The sequence below is a fragment of the Leucobacter chromiireducens subsp. solipictus genome (genome assembly GCF_016758195.1).
In the GTDB taxonomy this organism is placed as follows: domain Bacteria; phylum Actinomycetota; class Actinomycetes; order Actinomycetales; family Microbacteriaceae; genus Leucobacter; species Leucobacter solipictus.
This window is the reverse complement of the sequence record NZ_QYAC01000004.1, coordinates 404,280-422,159: the sequence shown is the minus strand read 5'-3', so window position 1 is coordinate 422,159 and position 17,880 is coordinate 404,280. Positions and strand designations below refer to the sequence as shown.

15 protein-coding genes are annotated in these 17,880 nt (G+C 68.8%); 13 read left to right on the top strand and 2 right to left on the bottom strand.

What is annotated here, in order from left to right; genetic code table 11:
- Positions 1-529: hypothetical protein (locus D3230_RS16020; protein WP_237467257.1), on the bottom strand; the 529-nt coding region annotated here is incomplete at its 3' end.
- Between the two features lie 925 nt (positions 530-1,454).
- Positions 1,455-2,522 (bottom strand): heme o synthase, encoded by a 1,068-nt coding sequence (gene cyoE / locus D3230_RS09845; RefSeq protein ID WP_202344846.1) that lies wholly within the window; start codon positions 2,520-2,522, stop codon positions 1,455-1,457.
- A gap of 305 nt (positions 2,523-2,827) precedes the next feature.
- Between cyoE and D3230_RS16225 the strand changes: the two genes are divergently transcribed.
- From D3230_RS16225 to D3230_RS09780, 13 genes are all read left to right on the top strand, one after another.
- Positions 2,828-6,130, top strand: coding sequence for an SNF2-related protein (locus D3230_RS16225; protein WP_202344845.1), 3,303 nt, complete (start codon positions 2,828-2,830; stop codon positions 6,128-6,130).
- A 76-nt stretch (positions 6,131-6,206) separates the two neighbouring features.
- Positions 6,207-7,082 (top strand): signal recognition particle-docking protein FtsY, encoded by an 876-nt coding sequence (gene ftsY, locus D3230_RS09835; RefSeq protein ID WP_202344844.1) that lies wholly within the window; start codon positions 6,207-6,209, stop codon positions 7,080-7,082.
- Between the two features lie 682 nt (positions 7,083-7,764).
- Positions 7,765-8,619, top strand: a complete 855-nt coding sequence (locus D3230_RS09830; RefSeq protein WP_202344843.1) for a 3-hydroxyacyl-CoA dehydrogenase — start codon at positions 7,765-7,767, stop codon at positions 8,617-8,619.
- A 60-nt stretch (positions 8,620-8,679) separates the two neighbouring features.
- Positions 8,680-10,251: a signal recognition particle protein gene (gene ffh / locus D3230_RS09825; protein ID WP_202344842.1), complete on the top strand. Its 1,572-nt coding sequence runs from the start codon at positions 8,680-8,682 to the stop codon at positions 10,249-10,251.
- A gap of 29 nt (positions 10,252-10,280) precedes the next feature.
- The gene (locus D3230_RS09820) at positions 10,281-11,384 is read left to right on the top strand and encodes a hypothetical protein (protein ID WP_202344841.1); all 1,104 of its coding nucleotides are present in this window, start codon (positions 10,281-10,283) and stop codon (positions 11,382-11,384) included.
- A gap of 28 nt (positions 11,385-11,412) precedes the next feature.
- Positions 11,413-12,738, top strand: coding sequence for an alpha/beta fold hydrolase (locus D3230_RS09815; RefSeq protein WP_202344840.1), 1,326 nt, complete (start codon positions 11,413-11,415; stop codon positions 12,736-12,738).
- A gap of 139 nt (positions 12,739-12,877) precedes the next feature.
- Positions 12,878-13,309, top strand: a complete 432-nt coding sequence (gene rpsP / locus D3230_RS09810; protein WP_202344839.1) for a 30S ribosomal protein S16 — start codon at positions 12,878-12,880, stop codon at positions 13,307-13,309.
- A gap of 5 nt (positions 13,310-13,314) precedes the next feature.
- The gene (locus D3230_RS09805) at positions 13,315-13,614 is read left to right on the top strand and encodes an RNA-binding protein (protein ID WP_202344838.1); all 300 of its coding nucleotides are present in this window, start codon (positions 13,315-13,317) and stop codon (positions 13,612-13,614) included.
- The gene (gene rimM, locus D3230_RS09800; protein ID WP_202344837.1) at positions 13,614-14,303 is read left to right on the top strand and encodes a ribosome maturation factor RimM; all 690 of its coding nucleotides are present in this window, start codon (positions 13,614-13,616) and stop codon (positions 14,301-14,303) included. Before D3230_RS09805 ends, rimM begins: the two co-directional genes overlap by 1 nt.
- Entirely contained in the window at positions 14,300-15,040 is a 741-nt protein-coding gene (trmD, locus tag D3230_RS09795) for a tRNA (guanosine(37)-N1)-methyltransferase TrmD (RefSeq protein ID WP_202344836.1), read from the top strand. Before rimM ends, trmD begins: the two co-directional genes overlap by 4 nt.
- 41 nt (positions 15,041-15,081) lie before the next feature.
- Positions 15,082-16,413 carry a Mur ligase family protein gene (locus tag D3230_RS09790; RefSeq protein WP_202344835.1) on the top strand — a complete coding sequence of 444 codons (1,332 nt, stop codon included), beginning with the start codon at positions 15,082-15,084 and terminating at the stop codon, positions 16,411-16,413.
- Positions 16,410-17,147 carry a type 1 glutamine amidotransferase gene (locus tag D3230_RS09785; RefSeq protein ID WP_337249146.1) on the top strand — a complete coding sequence of 246 codons (738 nt, stop codon included), beginning with the start codon at positions 16,410-16,412 and terminating at the stop codon, positions 17,145-17,147. The genes D3230_RS09790 and D3230_RS09785 overlap by 4 nt, the downstream gene beginning before the upstream one ends.
- Before the next feature lie 151 nt (positions 17,148-17,298).
- A complete protein-coding gene (locus tag D3230_RS09780) occupies positions 17,299-17,856 on the top strand; it encodes a YceI family protein (RefSeq protein WP_202344834.1) in 558 nt (185 codons plus the stop codon).
- Positions 17,857-17,880 lie beyond the last annotated feature (24 nt).

The window sequence follows — 17,880 nt, the reverse complement described above, 5'->3', positions numbered from 1 at the left end:
GGCAGGCCATCGCGACCATCGCCCGGAGGGAACGGAACGCGAGCTCACTGTTCTTCCCCTGGAACGCGGGCGATACCCGCAACGGGGACTGTGACTGCGGCGACGTGCATGGGGTGGGGGCTCTGGGCTCGTCGGGTGTCGAGGTTGCTGGGTGAGTATCGGGGAGGTTCGCGTCGCCGGGAGCGCACTCCGCATTCGATCCGGCACCGGCACCGGCATCGGCATTTGCGCCTGCGCCTGCACCAGCACCAGCACCTACACCTGCGTCAAGGCCAACAGCACTAGAGCCCGTGGCCTGGCCGGTATCCGACTCCGCGCCAGCGTCTGCACCTAGGGCGGCCTCGTGAAGATCCGCGAGGATACTCAACCGCTCCGCGTCACGACCCCGCTGCTCCTGCTCCCACGCCTCAAGCGACGTCAATAGTGCGTCGACGCGCACGATCCGGGGAGGGACCATCGACCCAAAACTCGCACCCGAACCACCCTCTGGGAGGGGTTCGGGATGCTGCGTGTCTCCGGTGAACGTCATGCAGCAATTCCAGCACACACCACCGACAACGAACCCCGCGAAACCGTTGAAAACACGGGGAAGTTGGTCCGCTCGGGGAAGCGTGCGGGAGGAAGTCCTGATGGGTGTAGTACGTTTCCGAAGAGGACACGGAAAGGTAACGATTCGAAACTCTGTTCGAATTGGGGTGAGGAAGAAAAATGCTTCGTCCGAGGGTCGCGATGGCGCTGACGACGCACGCGAGAGTGGGCATGAGGAATCTGGGCATCCGAAGCTGGTGCATGCGTATGCGGTGCCGTCAAAGCGGCCGCGAATCACGACAAGGACACCGGCCTGTCGGAAGCTGCGAAGTGAGAAAACGCGCCGTGCGTGAGCAGTCACAGCACCGCGACCTCGTATGCGCGTATCTGCCGACAATCCGGAACCCGTGTCACCGGGCACAGATCTGAGGCAGAACCGCTGCCGGAATCGATCCGGACTACCGTGTCATCCCGGCGGAACAGGCGTGGCCACCGGGCGTATTCGGACGGCCGCATAAGAGCCGGGCTCAGCGAGTCGCAGTCGGGCCGGCGCAGTCGGTGTCGCAGCTGCAGTCTGGCCGCAGCCTCAGCCAGGTCGCAGCCGTATTCAGCCCGCAGCCGCAGTCTCGCTGCGGTCGTATCCAGACCGCAGCCGCAGTCTGGCCGCAGGCGAAGGCGCAGGCGGTGTCGCGGCCGCAGTCGGGTCGCGGTCGCAGTCGGGTCGAGGCCGCAGCCGGTGCCGCATCTGCAGTCGGTGCCATAGCCTCAGCCCGAAGCCGAAGCCGAAGCCGAAGCCGAAGCCGAAGCCGAAGCCGAAGCCGAAGCCGCAGCCGCAGCCCGAAAGCGAAGCCACAGCCGCAGCCCGCAGCGGAGTCCATGTCCGCACCCGCACCCGCTCGATGCGCCCGCCGTGCGAGAACTCGCAACTAGGGGAGCAGCGGCCCCACAGAGATCATCAGGCTGTACGCCATGATGATGATGAGCGAGAACCGGAACATGCGGCGTGCCCAGGCGCTGTCGTCCGTTGCGCGGAAGCCCTGGATGCCGATGATGACCCACCAGAGCCCGAGCGCGCCCATGACCGCGGCGTAGACCCAGCCGGTGTAGCCGAACGGGGTGAGGAGCACCGAAACGACGGCGTAGGCGATCGTGTAGATCAGGATCTCGACCTTCGCCCGCGGGATCCCCTTGACGACCGTGATGACGGGGACGCCGGCGCGAGCGTACTCGTCGCGACGGTACACCGCGATGGAGTAGAACTCGGGCATCTGCCAGAAGAAGATCGCGAGGAACGCGAAGATCGCGCCGGCATCAATCACTCCGGTGACGGCGACGTATCCGGCAAAGATCGGGGCGGCACCTGACACGCTTCCCACGAGGGTGCCGTGCACGCTCATTCGCTTGGAAAGCATGCCGTACAGCACCACGTAAGTGAAGAACCCGGCGAGCCCCGTCACGACGACGAGCCAGTTGGTCCAGGCGATGAGCGTGGCGTTTCCGAGCACGAAGAGAACGATCGAGAAGATCACGGCGCCACGCACGCTGATGCTGCCCGAGACGGTGGCGCGCTTCTTGGTGCGTTCCATACGATCGTCGATATCGCGATCGAGCACGTTGTTGAGAACGCACGCCGCGGCAATCACGAACGTGGTGCCCACGATCGTGGTGAGAAATAGCCAGACATCAAAGTGCCGTGCGACGCCCGTGGCAAGCAGGAACCCCGCGGCGGCGGTGAGCACATTGCCGTAGAGCACGCCCGGTTTTGTCAGCGAATAGTAGCGGGCGATCGTGGCGCGCAGGGAGTCGCCGTCCGCGCGTGACGCGATCTTTGCGTCGGTGCCACGGCTCCGCTCAGAGAACACAGCCGCGTCGGCGATTTCGGCGAGCTCCGGCGCAATGTCGCGCTGGGCTGCCGCGGCCTCCCGGTCATTTCGTGCGCCCCCGGGGACACTCGAAACGGGCTCGTGGTGTGTGGGGGACCCACTCGCGGGCATACGAATCTGGCCTTTCTTCAGCTCCGGCGCGGTCTGGCGCGGGATCGCCGCGTGCGGTGCGGCTATCCGCAGCGCTGGCCGTCCCGAGCGCCGTAGCCCGAGGGCCGCGGATGACACCTTCAAATATACCCGTTCGTTCGTGACCGCAATGCCGCCCGTTCACATCCGCTGCGCAGGTCTGTCGGTGGTCCCTCGTAGCATGGTCGAAGTATGAATGAGGTGCTCAGCAAGTGGGACGCCGCGGCGCACGGCCCGCAGCGTGATCCCGCGCGCGTGCGTAGCGGGGCCGTTGAGGGGCGGCGCTCGTGACGGAACGCGGGTGGCGGTCCCAGCTGGACCGGATGATGGGTCGTGAGGATCCTGATCCTGCGGGTGCCGGATCAGACGCCGGATCGGGTGCCGGATCGCGTACTCCGAGCCGATCGGGCACCGCGGGGAATCCTGGCGGGACTGCCGGGTCGGCCCCCGGCACCTGGCTCGAACTCGCGCTGCAGTTCGAACTCCGGGAAATGATCCCGCGCACCGCGGACCGGTGGAACGGCCCGACGTCTCGTGCCGTGAAAGCGGGGCAAGCACCGGGGAGCGGGATCTTTCAGCTGGGCACTCGCCCGGTGATGCGCACGGCTCGAGGTTGGGCGCGCGGTGGCTTGAGCTGGTCGAACATCGGGCATCAGGGCAGCCGGCTGAACCTCGACCCGGCTCAGCAACGGTGGTTTCGGCAGTTCGTGGCGCTGCACCGCGCGGCGGAGACGATCACGGTCGGGCAGGACCCCAACTGGGTATTCCTGGACGACTTCGCGAGCCCGGCGCTGTGGACGTTGCTCTCGCAGGCCGAGACGCTCGGCATCGCGCTCGTGGGAACTGGGCCGCGAGCATCGGTGCGTGTCAGCGCTGCGGCCCGACTCACCCTCGATGCCGCGGCGACCCCGGAGGGCGGGATCCAGTTCGCTCCGCGCGTCACCGTGGACGAACTCCTCGTGCCGTTCGCGCACGTGCGCGCGATCGCTGATCACGGGCTCTACGGGGCCGACCCGGACGCCGTGCCCGGGAGCGGGGCCGGTATCTGGCTGGCCCCCGTGGCCGGCTCGCTCAGCGAGGCGGAGCGTGCCGTCCTCGCTGATGCGAGACCCGGGCCTCGATCCGGCTGGGGTGCCGGGGCCGCCGCGGCTGGAGAGGTCTCCGAGCGCTCCGAGTCCGCCGATCCCGCCGATCCCGCCGATCCCGCCGCGCCCGCCGAGCGCTCCGATGCCAGCACCCACGCGCGCGGGAGGCCCACGCTGCTCACCGTTCCCGCCGCCGAACGTGACGTGTTTCTCGGGGAGGGGCTGCCCGAGCTGCGGACGCGATTCACCCTGACGAGCGTCGATGGCTCGGTCGTGATTCCGGATCCACCGCCGGCCCGGCTGGTGATCACCGCCGCGTGGCGCAGCGGTCACCGGCTCTCGCTGCGCTGCACGGTCGAGGGGGACGGCGCGGGGGAATCGGCGAGCGCCGCACCGGTGTTCTCGGAGATCATCCCCCCGGCGCTGCGCGGCGCAGACCTGCTCCCGGAGTCCTGGCTGGACGCGGCGCTGCCGCCGGACACCGAGCTGCGCGGCGCGGATGCGGCCGCCTTCCTGGCCGGTGCGCTGCCCGCGCTGGAGCGCACACCGGGCATCGAGGTGCGCCGCACGGGGCGCGCGCCCGAGTACCGTGAGGCAGCCGGGACCCCGCAGCTCGAGATCACGGTCGTCCCGAGCGAACGGGAGGACTGGTTCGATCTCGGCGTCATCGTGACGGTGGACGGCCGCAGCGTGCCGTTCGCCCCGCTTTTCCGCGCGCTGGCGCAGGGCCGGACGAAGCTGCTCCTGATCGACAACAGCTACCTCTCGCTCACGCACCCGGCGTTCGCTCCGCTCGCGGAGCTGATCGCGGAGGCCCGGGATCTCGACGAGTGGGAGACCGGGCCGCGGATCAGTCGCCACCAGGCGGCGCAGTGGGCCGACTTCGAGGACGTTGCGGAGCAGAGCGAGGCGGCTCACGCGTGGCGCTCTCTGGTCCGTGAGGTGCGCGCGGTGCAGGACGCGCCGCCGGCTGCGGTGCCGGTTCCGCAGGGAATCGCGGCGGAACTGCGGCCCTATCAGCGGGACGGTTTCCACTGGCTCGCGTTCCTGTGGCGCACCCGCCTGGGCGGGATCCTCGCGGATGACATGGGGCTGGGGAAGACGCTGCAGTGTGTGACTCTGATCGAACACGCACGTGAGACGGGGGAGCACCGCCCCTTCCTCGTCGTCGCCCCGACCTCCGTGATGAGCAATTGGGCTGCCGAAGCCGCCCGGTTCGCCCCGGGCCTTCGCGTCCGGGTGCGCGGGGTGACCGAGGCGAGCGAGCGCACGGCCGAGCCGAGCGCCGGTGGTGTCGCGGGCGACCTCGGGGCGGCGGACCTGGTCATCACGAGCTACGCACTCTTCCGGCTCGACTTCGCCGCGTATCGCGCGGTCGCGGCGGATCCGGATCGCGGGATCGCGGGGCTCATCCTGGACGAGGCCCAGTTCGTGAAGAATGCACGGGCGCGCGGCAACGAACTCGCTGAGGAGCTCCCGGTCGCCTGGAAGCTCGCGGTGACCGGCACGCCCATCGAGAACTCCCTGCGGGAGCTGCACGCGCTCTGCCGGATCGTCGCGCCGGGGCTGTTCCCGTCCGGGCGACGCTTCGAGGAGGAGTACGTCCGGGCGATTGAGCAGCCGGCGCTCGGGATTTCGGTCGGCGTGGGGGCCGGGAGCGGGCCCGAAAGCCAGGCCGAGCTGCGTGCCGCGCGCACGGCGCGACTGCGGCAACGGGTCCGCCCATTCCTCCTGCGCCGCACCAAGGCGCTGGTGGCCAGCGAGCTCCCGGACAAACACGAACAGGTGCTCGAGGTCGAGCTGGATCCGGAACACCGGGAACTCTACGACCGGTTTATGCAGCGTGAGCGGCAGAAACTCTACGGCCTGATCCCGGATCTCGACCGAAACCGCTTCACGGTGTTCCGGTCCCTCACGCTGTTGCGGATGCTCGCACTCGACGCCTCCCTGATCGACGGCAATTACGCCGCGTTGCCGTCCGCAAAGCTCGGCGCGCTCGTCGAGCACGCCACCGAACTGGCCGCGGAGGGACGGCGCACGCTCGTCTTCAGCCAGTTCACGTCCTTCCTTGCACTCGCGCGGGAACGGCTCGAAGCGGAGGGCGTGCGCACGGTCACGCTCGACGGCAGCACCCGCCAGCGGGATGCGGTGATCGAACGATTCCGTCGGGGCGAGGCCGACGTCTTCCTGATCAGCCTCAAGGCGGGAGGGGTGGGGCTCAACCTCACGGAGGCCGACACCGTGGTGCTGCTGGACCCCTGGTGGAACCCCGCGAGCGAGGCGCAGGCCATCGATCGCACTCACCGGATCGGACAGGAACGACCTGTGCACGTGATCCGAATGATCGCCCTCGGCACGATCGAAGAAAAGGTGCTCGCGCTGCAGCAGCGCAAGCGCGCCCTGTTCGACGCCGTGATCGACGACGAGGAGTTGTTCTCGCAGGCGCTCACCGCCGCGGAACTCAGGGAGCTCCTGGACGCCCCGGAGCCGGTGCCGTCGGAATGACCAGCGCCCGGAGCAGCGCAGACCGGTGCCGGGTCGCCGGGCCCGCCGCCAGCCCCGTCCTCGCTAGACTTGCGGCATGGCAGAGCGATCGTGGTCCTTCTCGAAGGCATTCCGCAACATTTTCAGTGGCCCGGCGTTGATCACGGAGGACACCTGGGATGAGCTGGAGACGGCGCTCATCACGGCGGACTTCGGGCCGGACGTGTCCGAGGCGATCCTCGATAATCTGCGCGCCGAGGTAGAACGCCACCGGGTCACCGAGGTCAAGGAGATGCGCAGCATGCTGCGGGACGCGGTCGAGGAGCGGCTTGCCGCCTACGATCCCACGCTCCGACTGTCCGAGCGCCCCGCCGTGATCCTGGTCGTCGGCGTGAACGGCGTGGGCAAGACCACGACGATCGGGAAGTTCGCGAACTACCTGAAGACCTTCGACAAGAAGATCATCGTGGGTGCCGCGGACACCTTCCGTGCCGCCGCTGTGGAACAGCTCGCGACGTGGGCCGACCGCGCAGGCGTCGACATCGTGAAGCCGCAGCAGCAGGGGCAGGATCCGGCCGCGGTGGCCTTCCAGACCGTGCAGCGCGCGATCGAGGGATCGTACGACATCGCGATCATCGACACCGCCGGCCGCCTGCAGACCAAGGGCGGCCTGATGGACGAGCTCGGGAAGGTGCGCCGCGTGATCGAAAAGCAGGCACCGGTCGCCGAGGTCCTGCTGGTGCTCGACGCAACCACGGGTCAGAACGGGCTGGCGCAGGCCGAGGCCTTCATCGAGCACGCCGGGGTGACCGGGCTCGTGCTCACGAAACTCGACGGCTCCGCGAAGGGCGGCTTTGTGCTCGCGGTGCAGGAGAAGACCGGGCTGCCGATCAAGCTCGTCGGGCAGGGCGAGGGCATCGGGGATCTCACCGGCTTCACCCCGCACGTGTTCGCCCAGCAGCTCGTCGGCTAGGTCTCGCCGACGCGGGGCTCGGGGCGGCGGTCAGAACGTTGATGTTCTCCCACGGCTCCGCTCAAACGCTCACGGGGCTCCCTCTTGGATGTCATGCCCGACCGGGAAGCCCGGAGGTTTCCGTCCGCGGATGGAGGCGTCCGCGGATGGAGGCCTGCGCGGATGGAGGGGTGCACGGATGCGCGGGTGCTTGTCGGGGCCGTCCGTCTGCGGCACCGACACGGGGCGATGTGGCCGTGTAGCCGGGTGGCCGTGTGGCCGGGTGGCTGCGTCGTGGGGCTCACGCGTTCCGCTCTGCGACCAAACAGGAGGATTTCCACGGAAACCTCGGAGATTTTCTGCCGAGAATCGGACCTGGGCGCAGGATCTCCGTGGTTGTGATTAACGCGGTGGCATGCCTGGGTCGGTGTGCCTGAGGCATGCCTGGGGTGGCGTGCCTGGGCGGGGGCGCCTGCGTGGCTGTGTGACTGCGAGCGGAGAATGCTGCTCGGCCTGTCGCAGATGCGCCACAGCAGCACACCCCGGAATCGCCCCGGACCAGGAATTCCGCCGGCTGCGAATCCCGCACGCCGCGCGCGAAACTGGGCTAGCGTGGACAGTGAGGCCTGACGGCCGAGCCACACGCTGCGGCCGCCGGACCGAAAGCACCGTCACCAGTCGGTGCATTCGAGAAAGGGCAACAATGCAGAACCTCACCGTGCTCGGAACCGGCGTGCTCGGATCCCAGATCATCTTCCAGGCGGCCTACTCGGGCAAACAGGTCGTGGCGTACGACCTGAACGACGAGATCCTGGCGAAGCTCCCGGAGCGCTGGGAGTACCTGAAGCCGATGTATCTGCGGGATCTCCCGGATGCGACGCCCGAGAAGCTTGACGCGGCGGTGGCGCGAATCAGTACGTCCTCGGATCTGGGGGCAGCGCTCGCGGACGCGGACATCGTGATCGAAGCGGTTCCCGAACGGCTCGACATCAAGCAGAGCACCTGGGAGCAGGTGGGCAAGCTGGCACCCGAGAAGACGATCTTCTGCACGAACTCCTCCACGCTGCTCCCGAGCGACATCGCGCCCTTCACGGGCCGTCCGGAGAAGTTCCTCGCCCTCCACTTCGCGAACGAGGTCTGGGCGAAGAACACCGGAGAGGTCATGGGGCACCCCGGCACCGATCCTGCCGTCTTCGAGCAGGTTGCCGAGTTTGCCGAAGAAATCGGGATGGTGCCGATCCGGATCTACAAGGAACAGCCGGGGTACGTGCTGAACTCGCTGCTGGTGCCGTTCCTCGACGCGGCCGGAAAGTTGCTGGTGCGGGGCGTCGCCGAGCCGAAGGACATCGACAACACCTGGAAGATCGCTACGGGCTCGCCCGTGGGCCCCTTCGAAATCTACGACGTGGTCGGCATGATGACTCCCTATCAGTTGAATAAGGATTCGGCGGATCCGGAGTCCCGCGAATTCGCCGAGTACATCAAGCGCGAGTACATCGATCGCGGCTGGTTGGGGAAGGGATCCGGGCGCGGGTTCTACGACTACAGCGGCGCGTAGGCTCGCGGGGGCGTGCCGGTGCGATCCCGGCACGCCCCGACCGGGTAGAATCAACCCATCATGGCTACTTTCGGAAACCTCTCTGCGCGGCTCACCGACACCTTCAAGAACCTCCGGTCGAAGGGCAAGCTCTCCGCGTCAGACGTGGACAGCACCGTCCGCGAGATTCGACGCGCCCTGCTCGAGGCCGACGTGGCGCTCGACGTGGTCAAGGATTTCACCGGCAAGGTGCGCGAGCGTGCGCTCGGTGACGAGGTCAACCAGGCGCTGAACCCCGCGCAGCAGGTCGTGCAGATCGTGAACGAGGAGCTCGTCGCGATCCTGGGCGGGGAGCAGCGCCGGCTGCAGTTCGCGAAGAAGCCGCCGACGATCATCATGCTCGCGGGCCTGCAGGGTGCCGGGAAGACGACGCTCGCCGGCAAGCTCGCGAAGTGGTTGAAGGATCAGGGGCACACCCCGCTGCTGGTCGCGTGTGACTTGCAGCGCCCCAACGCGGTGACCCAGCTTGGCGTGGTCGCGGAGCAGGCGGGGGCGGCGATCTACGCGCCCGAGCCGGGGAATGGCGTGGGCGATCCGGTCAAGGTCGCGAAGGGCGGCGTCGCGGAGGCCCGCGCCAAGCAGCACGACTTCGTGATCGTCGACACCGCCGGCCGTCTGGGTGTGGACCAGGAGCTCATGCGTCAGGCCGCCGATATTCGCAAGGCGATCGACCCGGACGAAGTGCTCTTTGTCATCGACGCGATGATCGGTCAGGACGCCGTGGCGACCGCTCAGGCATTCCAGGAGGGCGTCGACTTCACGGGCGTCGTGCTGACCAAGCTCGATGGCGATGCGCGTGGCGGTGCCGCGCTCTCGATCCGCGGGGTGACCGGTCGCCCGATCCTGTTCGCCTCGACCGGCGAGGGGCTCGGCGATTTCGAGCCGTTCCACCCCGATCGTATGGCGAGTCGGATCCTCGACCTCGGCGATATCCTCACGCTCATCGAGCAGGCGCAGAGCGCATTCGACGAGGATGAGGCGCGCAAGGTCGCGGAGAAGATCGCGAAGGACGCCTTTACGCTCGACGACTTCCTCGGCCAGATGCAGCAGCTGCGCGGGGCCGGATCCATCAAGAAGATGATGGGCATGCTCCCCGGCATGGGCAAGATGAAGGATCAGCTCGACAACTTCGATGAGCGCGAGATCGTGCGCACGGAGGCGATCATTCAGTCGATGACGATGGAAGAGCGCCAGAACCCGAAGATCTTGAACGGTTCGCGCCGGCTTCGCATCGCGAAGGGTTCGGGCATGACCGTCACGGACGTGAACTCGCTGGTGCAGCGCTTCGAGCAGGCGGCGAAGATGATGAAGACGGTCGCGCGTGGCGGCGTGCCGCAGATCCCCGGGATGGGTCCCATGCCGGGCATGGGCGGACACGGCGGGAAGAAGAAGGCGCAGGCGAAGGGCAAGGGCAAGCAGCGCTCGGGGAACCCCGCGAAGCGGGCGCAGCAGGCCGCCGGGATCGCGGAGAAGCAGGCCACCGCGCCCACCGGGTCCGGATTCGGGCTGGGGTCCGGCGCTGCCGGCGGGGCGCAGCCGTCTGAAGAGGAGATGGCGAAGCTGCAGCAGATGCTCGGCAAGGGCCTGCGATAGGCGGTTCACGCGTCCCGGCTGCTGCCGGGATGCCGGGCGATGGCTGGCCGGACCGGGTCACCTGGGCCGAGGTGCGCGCCGCCGACCCGAGGGTATTTCGCAAGGCCGCGCTCGGCGGGCTGCTCCTCATCCCGGCCGCGGGCTTCGGGGTGTTGCTCGCGGCGTTCGCGGGGGAGTTCATCGCCCCGCTCACGTTTCCCGCATGGCTCGATTGGGCCCCCGGCCTGCTCACGGTTACCGCGGTCTGGGCGATGATCCTGCTCGGGGTGTTCGCCGTGGTCCTGCTCGCCGCACCGGCGGAGTTGCGGCGCGAGCTGGCGCTCCGAGCCTTTGCGGAATCCCGCGGGCTGCGATACGCCAGAATCGGCAGCGAGCCACCCGCGCGGGGAATCTTCTTCGCCGAGGGGCAGGACTCCGCCGCCCGGCGGCAAGCGCGGGAACGCCTGCGTCGGGGGACGCCCCGCCCGGGGTCCCCGCCGCCGGGGAGCGATACGCGATTCCGCGCGAATTTCTCCCTCGAAGTCGCGGGGGATGCGTGGGAGCCCGACCTTCAGGTGGCCGTGGCCGGGTACACGGGCGGAAAGAATGACCCCAAGGGGCCGGCGCTCGCGTTCCGTTACCTCCAGCTGCGTGTGCCGCGCCCGGTGCCGCACCTGATGATCGATGCGCTCGGCAACGGGCGGCTCCGGAACACCCTGCCCGGGACGCTGCGGGTGTCGCTCGAGGGCGATTTCGATCGTTACTTCGCGGTCTACGCGCCGGACGGCTATCAGCGTGACGCCCGCGAGCTCCTCACCCCGGACGTGATGGCGAGCCTGATCGACCGGGGCCGGCACTGGGATATCGAGGTGGTCGAGGATCGCATGATCGTCGTGTCGAACAAGGTCCGGGCGCGGAGCGATCGCGCCGAGATCACGGCGCTGCTGCGCTTCGCGGATCTCGTCGGCGCGGAGCTGGCGCACCAGGTGGTGACATACTCGGATCCGCGGGCGTCTCGCCCCCGCGTCCGGGTTGCGGACGCGGGGCTGCGACTCCGACGCTCGGTATCGTGGAGCTGGGTGATCGTGCCGGTCGCCGTCGGTGTTCTCCTGGGCTTCCCGTTCGTCCTGGGGTGGATCCTGGACCACACCTGAGCTGGGGCAGTCGGGCTACGCTGGAACCATGCAGAACTCGGATGCGCGGGCCAGCCGCGGAGCGGAATACGTGATCGGTACGGACATCGTTGCGCGCGATGTGTGGACCACGGTGCCGCTGGACTGGGCCGACCCCGAGGGTGAGACGATCCGCGTGTTTGCGCGCGAGCTTGTCGCGGCGGAGCGTCGGCATGACGATCTGCCGTTGCTCGTCCACCTGCAGGGCGGCCCGGGCGGGAAGGGCACGCGCCCGCTGTCCCGCAGCGCCTGGCTCGGTTCGGCGCTGCGCCGGTTCCGGGTGGTGATCCCGGACCAGCGGGGGACTGGCCGCTCAACCCCGGTGTCCGGGGCACAACTCGCGGTGCTCCCCGCCGCGGAATCCGCGCGCCGACTCTCGCTGCACCGGGCCGATTCGATTGTGCGGGATCTCGAGGCCGTGCGTGCGACGCACTACGCGGGGCGACAGTGGTGGAGCATCGGCCAGAGCTACGGTGGCTTCCTCACGCTGCACTACCTCTCGGTCGCGCCGGAGGCGCTCGTGGCCTCGGTGATCACGGGTGGCTTGCCCGCGCTCGATCCGGATCCGGCTGAGGTGTATCGGCGCACCTTCCCGCGGGTGGTCGCGAAGAACGCGGTGTTCCGTGAGCGGACCCCGCAACTGCAGGATCGGATCGCGCGCGTGGCCGATCTGCTCGCCGCCGAAGACGTGCGGTTGCCGGACGGGGATCGCCTGACGGTGCACCGGCTGCAGACGTTGGGCAGCGCGTTCGGGATGGGGCCGGGGTACGACCGCGTGCACTGGCTGTTCGATGAGGCGTTCGCGGACGAGGCCGAGACGCGGCTGAGCGACACCTTCCTTGCCGAGGTGGGATCCGGCACCGGGTATGCGGGGAACCCCCTGTACATGGCGTTGCAGGAGAGCATTTACGGGCCGGGCCCGACGTCCTGGGCGGCCGAGCATGAGCGGGCGCGATGGCCGGAGTTTGTGAGCTCCGCGCGGCCGCTGAGTTTTACCGGGGAGATGGCCTTCCCCTGGATGTTCGACGAGATCCGCGCGCTCCGGGGATTCCGGGACGGGGTGCACGCGCTTGCCGACGCGGCGTGGCCGATTCCGCTGTACGACCGGGAGCGGCTCGCCGCGAACGAGGTGCCGGTCGAGGCGGTGGTCTACGCGGACGACATGTACGTCGACGCGGATCTCTCGCGGGATACGGTCGCGCGCGTGGCGGGGCTGAACGCGTGGGTGACCAACGAGTTTGAGCATGATGGCGTGCATCACGAGGGCGTCGCCGAGCGATTGTTCACCGCTCTCGAGCACCGTGTGGGCGGCGTACCCGCATCCCGTCCCCTATAAACCCCAGGTCAAAGCAAAAATTGCGATCTGGCTCGCGCTGTGCGAAAATAGACAGGTTCACGCATTCGCGTGCCCAGGCTTTCGCGCCGCGGCCTCAGTTCCGCGGCGTCCGGTCACATCGCTATTCAAGGAGACACACATGGCTGTCAAGATTCGCCTCAAGCGCCTCGGCAAGATCCGCGCCCCGTACTACCGCATCGTCGTCGCCGACTCGCGCACCAAGCGCGACGGCCGCGTGATCGAGGAGATCGGCAAGTACCACCCGACCGAGAACCCCTCCTTCATCGAGGTCGACTCGGATCGCGCACAGTACTGGCTGAGCGTCGGCGCGCAGCCGACCGAGCAGGTCGCCGCGATCCTCAAGCTCACGGGCGACTGGGGCAAGTTCTCGGGCGAGGGCTCGACCGAGTCGCAGGTCAAGGCTCCCGAGGCGAAGGTTCCCTTCGAGGTCGACGCCGCGAAGAAGCCCGTGCTGCGTCCCAAGGCTGAGAAGCCCGCCGCTGCCGAGGCGCCCGCCGAAGACGCTGCCGAGGCACCCGCCGAGGACGCAGCCGAGACCACCGAGGCCTAATTCTCTTGGCACAGCAGGCGCTGGCTGACGCGCTCGAGCACCTCGTTCGCGGGATCGTCGACCACCCCGATCGGGTGCGCGTCGATACCCGTGGCGGGGGTGCCCGGGGCGAGATCCTCGAGGTGCGTGTGCACCCGGAAGACCTGGGCCGCGTGATCGGGCGGGGCGGGCGCACCGCCTCCTCGCTGCGGACCGTCGTGTCCTCGCTCGCCGCGGGCGAGCGCGTCCGCGTGGACGTCGTCGATACCGACGACGCTGCCCACGCGGCACCAGCTCCTGCCGCCGCCCCCGGAAGCGACGCCTGATGGCGGACGCTTCCGGGCGCGTGCAGGCTCCCCGTCCCGCAAGCGGGGCGGGGAGTTTGCGTGTTGGCCGCCTGACAAAACCCCACGGGTTGAAAGGCGGCATCAAGCTCGAACTGTTCACGGACAACCCGGAACTCCGGTTCACCCCGGGGGCAGAGTTCTTCCTGCAGGTTCCCGAGGATTCCCCCTGGTTCGGGCGCACCATTACGATGCGCGAACTGCGCTGGTTCAACGACTCGCCCGTCGGCTTCTTCGAGGAGGTGCCGGACCGCAGCGGTGCCGAGAGCATCGTGCGCGCGATCCTGTGGATCGACGAGCAGACCGTCGCCGAGGGGACCGAGGACAACGCTTGGTACGACCACGAGCTGGTCGGCCTCGACGTGGTGCGCGGCTCCGAGAAGCTGGGTACGGTCGCCGAGGTACGCCACTTCCCGGCTCAGGACCTGCTCGTGGTGAATACCGCCAGCGGCGCCGTGCTCGTGCCGTTCGTGCAGGCCATCGTGCCGAGCGTCGACATCGACGCCGGCGTGGTCACGGTGACCCCGCCGCCCGGGCTCTTCGAGGAGCAGGACGCCGAAGTCGCCGGGGGACCGGGAACGGCCCCCGCCGATCCGGCGTCCGATTCCGACGACACCACCGACGCGAACACCGATTTCGACGCGAACACCGCAGGAGACACCCCCGCATGAGGCTTGACGTCGTCACGATCTTCCCCGGCTACTTCGACGCGCTCGAGCTCTCGCTGCTCGGAAAGGCGAAGCAGCGGGGGCTGATCGATGTCCGCGTGCACGATCTGCGCGATCACGCGCACGACAAGCACCGGACGGTCGACGACACGCCCGCCGGCGGCGGCGCCGGGATGGTGATGAAGCCGGAGCCGTGGGGCGAGGCCCTCGACGGGATCCTCGCGGACGCCGACCCCGCAGCGGACACCGAGCCGCTCATCATCTTCCCCTCGCCCGCCGGCGAGGTGTTCACCCAGCGCATGGCGCGCGAGCTCGCGGAGGAATCGCACCTCGTCTTCGGCTGCGGCCGCTACGAGGGCATTGACCAGCGCGTGTTCGACGAGTACGCCGCCCGGGGCCGGGTGCGACTCGTGAGTATCGGCGACTACATCCTGAACGGGGGAGAGGTCGCCACGATCGCGATGGTCGAGGCCATCGCCCGGCTCGTTCCCGGCGTTGTCGGCAACCCCGAGAGCCTGGTCGAAGAGTCGCACGAGGACGGTCTGCTGGAATACCCCAGCTACACGAAGCCCGCGTCGTGGCGCTCCCGCGAGGTGCCCCCGGTGCTGCTCAGCGGGAACCACGCCGCGATCGCCGCGTGGCGCCAGGAGCAGAGCGTCGAGCGTACGCGTCGGGTCCGCCCGGAACTGCTCACGCGTGAGCAGCGCGGCGAGACCCGCCCCCGCCACGCGGCGGAATAGGCCGGGCGCACGCGGCACGGTCGCGCCACTAAGCTTGATCCATGCGTGATGTGATCTCCGCTCTGGTCGGCAAGAGCGTACGGCAAGTCGCCCGCCTGCGCGGCGGCGGCTCCGCCCTTCCCGGACTCGTGGTCGAGAAGATCGACCCCGGATTTCTGAGCCGCGTGCTCGGCCGCCTCCCCTACGGCGTCGTCGCGGTGAGCGGCACCAACGGCAAGACCACCACCACGAAGATGATCGTGGAGATGCTTGAAGCCGAGGGGCTGCGCGTCTTCACGAACCGCACCGGCTCAAACTTCTCCCGGGGTGTTGTGGCGGCGGCGGTGGCCGAGGGCTCCTGGCGCGGCCGGCTCGACGCCGACATCGCCGTGCTCGAACTCGACGAGGCGCACGCGATGTACTTCATCGACCGGGTGCCGCCCCGCTTCACGCTGCTGCTGAACGTGCTCCGGGACCAGCTCGATCGCTTCGGCGAGATCGACGCCACCGCGCGCCTGCTGCAGCGGATCGCGGACGCCACCTCCGAGGGGCTCGTGGTGAACCGCGAGGACCGCCTGATCCGCGCGATCGGGGAGCGCACCCGCGAGCGCGCCGGGGCCGCCGTCGAGGTCCGCGAGTTCGGCCTGTCCGACGATCTGCTCGCGACCTTCCCGAGCGACGACGATTTCCACGCGGGTGTCGTCGCGCCGGCCGCCGCCGCGGGAAGCGCGCCCGCCGACGTGACGCTCGTTGCGCTCGGCGATCACGAGGCCGAGTTTCTCATCGAGGGGGAGCGATACCGCACTCCGCTGAAGCTCGAGGGCCTCTACAACACCTTCAACGCCGCGGCGGCGCTCGTGACCGTGCGGCAGATCGCCGCCGCGGGCCCGTTGCCCGGCCACCTGGCCCCCACCACCATCGCCGCGGACACCTCGCGGCACGTCGCGGCCCTCGCCGAGGTGCGTCCCGCGTTCGGTCGGGGCGAGCAGCTCGAACTCGACGGCCAGCCGCTCGAACTGGTGCTCGTCAAGAACCCGGCGGGCTTCCGCCTGGGCCTCGCCTCCTTCGCGGCCGGGGGCGTGGGGGCGATGATCGCGATCAACGACCAGTACGCCGACGGCCGGGACATGTCGTGGCTGTGGGACGTCGACTTTTCCTCGCTCGCCGAGACCGGTGTGGCGATGGTGAGTGGGGCGCGGGCCTGGGACATGGCGCTGCGGCTCGAGCACGATGACGTGCCGGTCGCCGCCGTCGAGGAGGACCTCGGCCGGGCGCTCACCGCCTTCCGCGAGGCGACCCCCGGGCAGCCGCGCCGGATTTACTGCACCTACACGGCCATGCTCGAGCTTCGCCGGGCCCTCGCCGAACTGACAGACGTGGAGGACATCTGGTGAACGACGCAGTTGTGGCACCGCAAGAACTCGTCATCCTGTCGCTGTACCCGCGCGACATGAACATCTACGGCGACCGGGGCAACGTGCTGGCGCTCGAGCGCCGCGCGCGGGCCCACGGCTTCGCGCCGCGGGTCGTGGAGCTCAACCCGGGCGACGCGCTGCCGGATGCGGTCGACCTCGTGATCGGTGGTGGCGGACAGGACTCCGGGCAGGGACGCGTGGCGGCGGATCTCGCGCAGCGCGCCGAGGAGTTCCGCGCCCTCGCGGCAGACGGAACCCCCATGCTGATGATCTGCGGCCTGTACCAGCTGTTCGGGCACCGCTTCATCACGCACACCGGCGAGGAGCTGACCGGCATCGGCGTGCTCGACGTCGAGACGCGCGGGGGTAGCGAGCGCATGATCGGGAACATTGTGCTGGACTCCCCGGAGTTCGGCGAGATCATCGGCTACGAGAACCACAGCGGCGTCACGACGCTCGGTCCGGGCTCGCAGCCGCTCGGCCGCGTCACCCAGGGGGCCGGGAACAACCCGACGGACGGGGTCGAGGGGGCGCGCACGGGCAACGTGATCGGCAGCTACCTCCACGGCTCCCTGCTCCCCAAGAACCCGGCGCTCAGCGACTTTCTGATCGGGGAGGCCGCCCGGCGGCGCTATGGCGCCTTTGCGCCGCGCGCGGAGACCGGGGAAACGGTCCGTCGCGCCCGCGAGAGCGCGAAGCGCCGCCCTCGCTAGTTCGTCGCACGCGCCCCGCACCCCGCGCCCCGCACACCTTGCCCAGCATGCGCCGCGACACGCCGAAAAAGAAATTTCCCCAGGTCAGGAATATCCACTTGCATGTATCTGTTGCACTTCCCATACCGACACCGTGAAGGAAGGCAACACCATGGCAATTACCGCTGAGCAGATCCCCGGCTACCGCGCAGGCACCTGGACCATCGACCCGACGCACTCGGAGGTGGGCTTCTCCGTCCGCCACCTCGCGATCAGCAAGGTGAAGGGCAAGTTCGAGAACTTCGACGCGACGTTCGTCACCGGCGAGAACCCGCTCGACAGCTCCGTGCAGGCAAGCGCCGAGGTGGCCTCGGTCACCACCAACGAGAAGAACCGCGACGAGCACCTCCGCACCGGCGACTTCTTCGCCGCAGACGAGTTCCCGCAGCTCACCTTCTCCTCGACGGGCGCCCGCGAGGAGAATGGCAGCTTTGTTGTCGACGGCGACCTCACCATGCGCGGCATCACCAAGCCGGTCAGCTTCAACTTCGAGTTCGGCGGCTTCGGCGAGGATCCCTACGGCAACTACAAGGCAGGCTTCACCGCCACCACCGTGGTGAAGCGCGAGGACTTTGGTCTCACCTGGAACGCACCCCTCGAAAAGGGCGGGCTGCTGCTCGGCTCGGACGTGACGATCTCCATCGACGTGCAGGCTGCCCTCCAGGCCTAGTCTGCCTGGCCGCGCCGCGAGTCG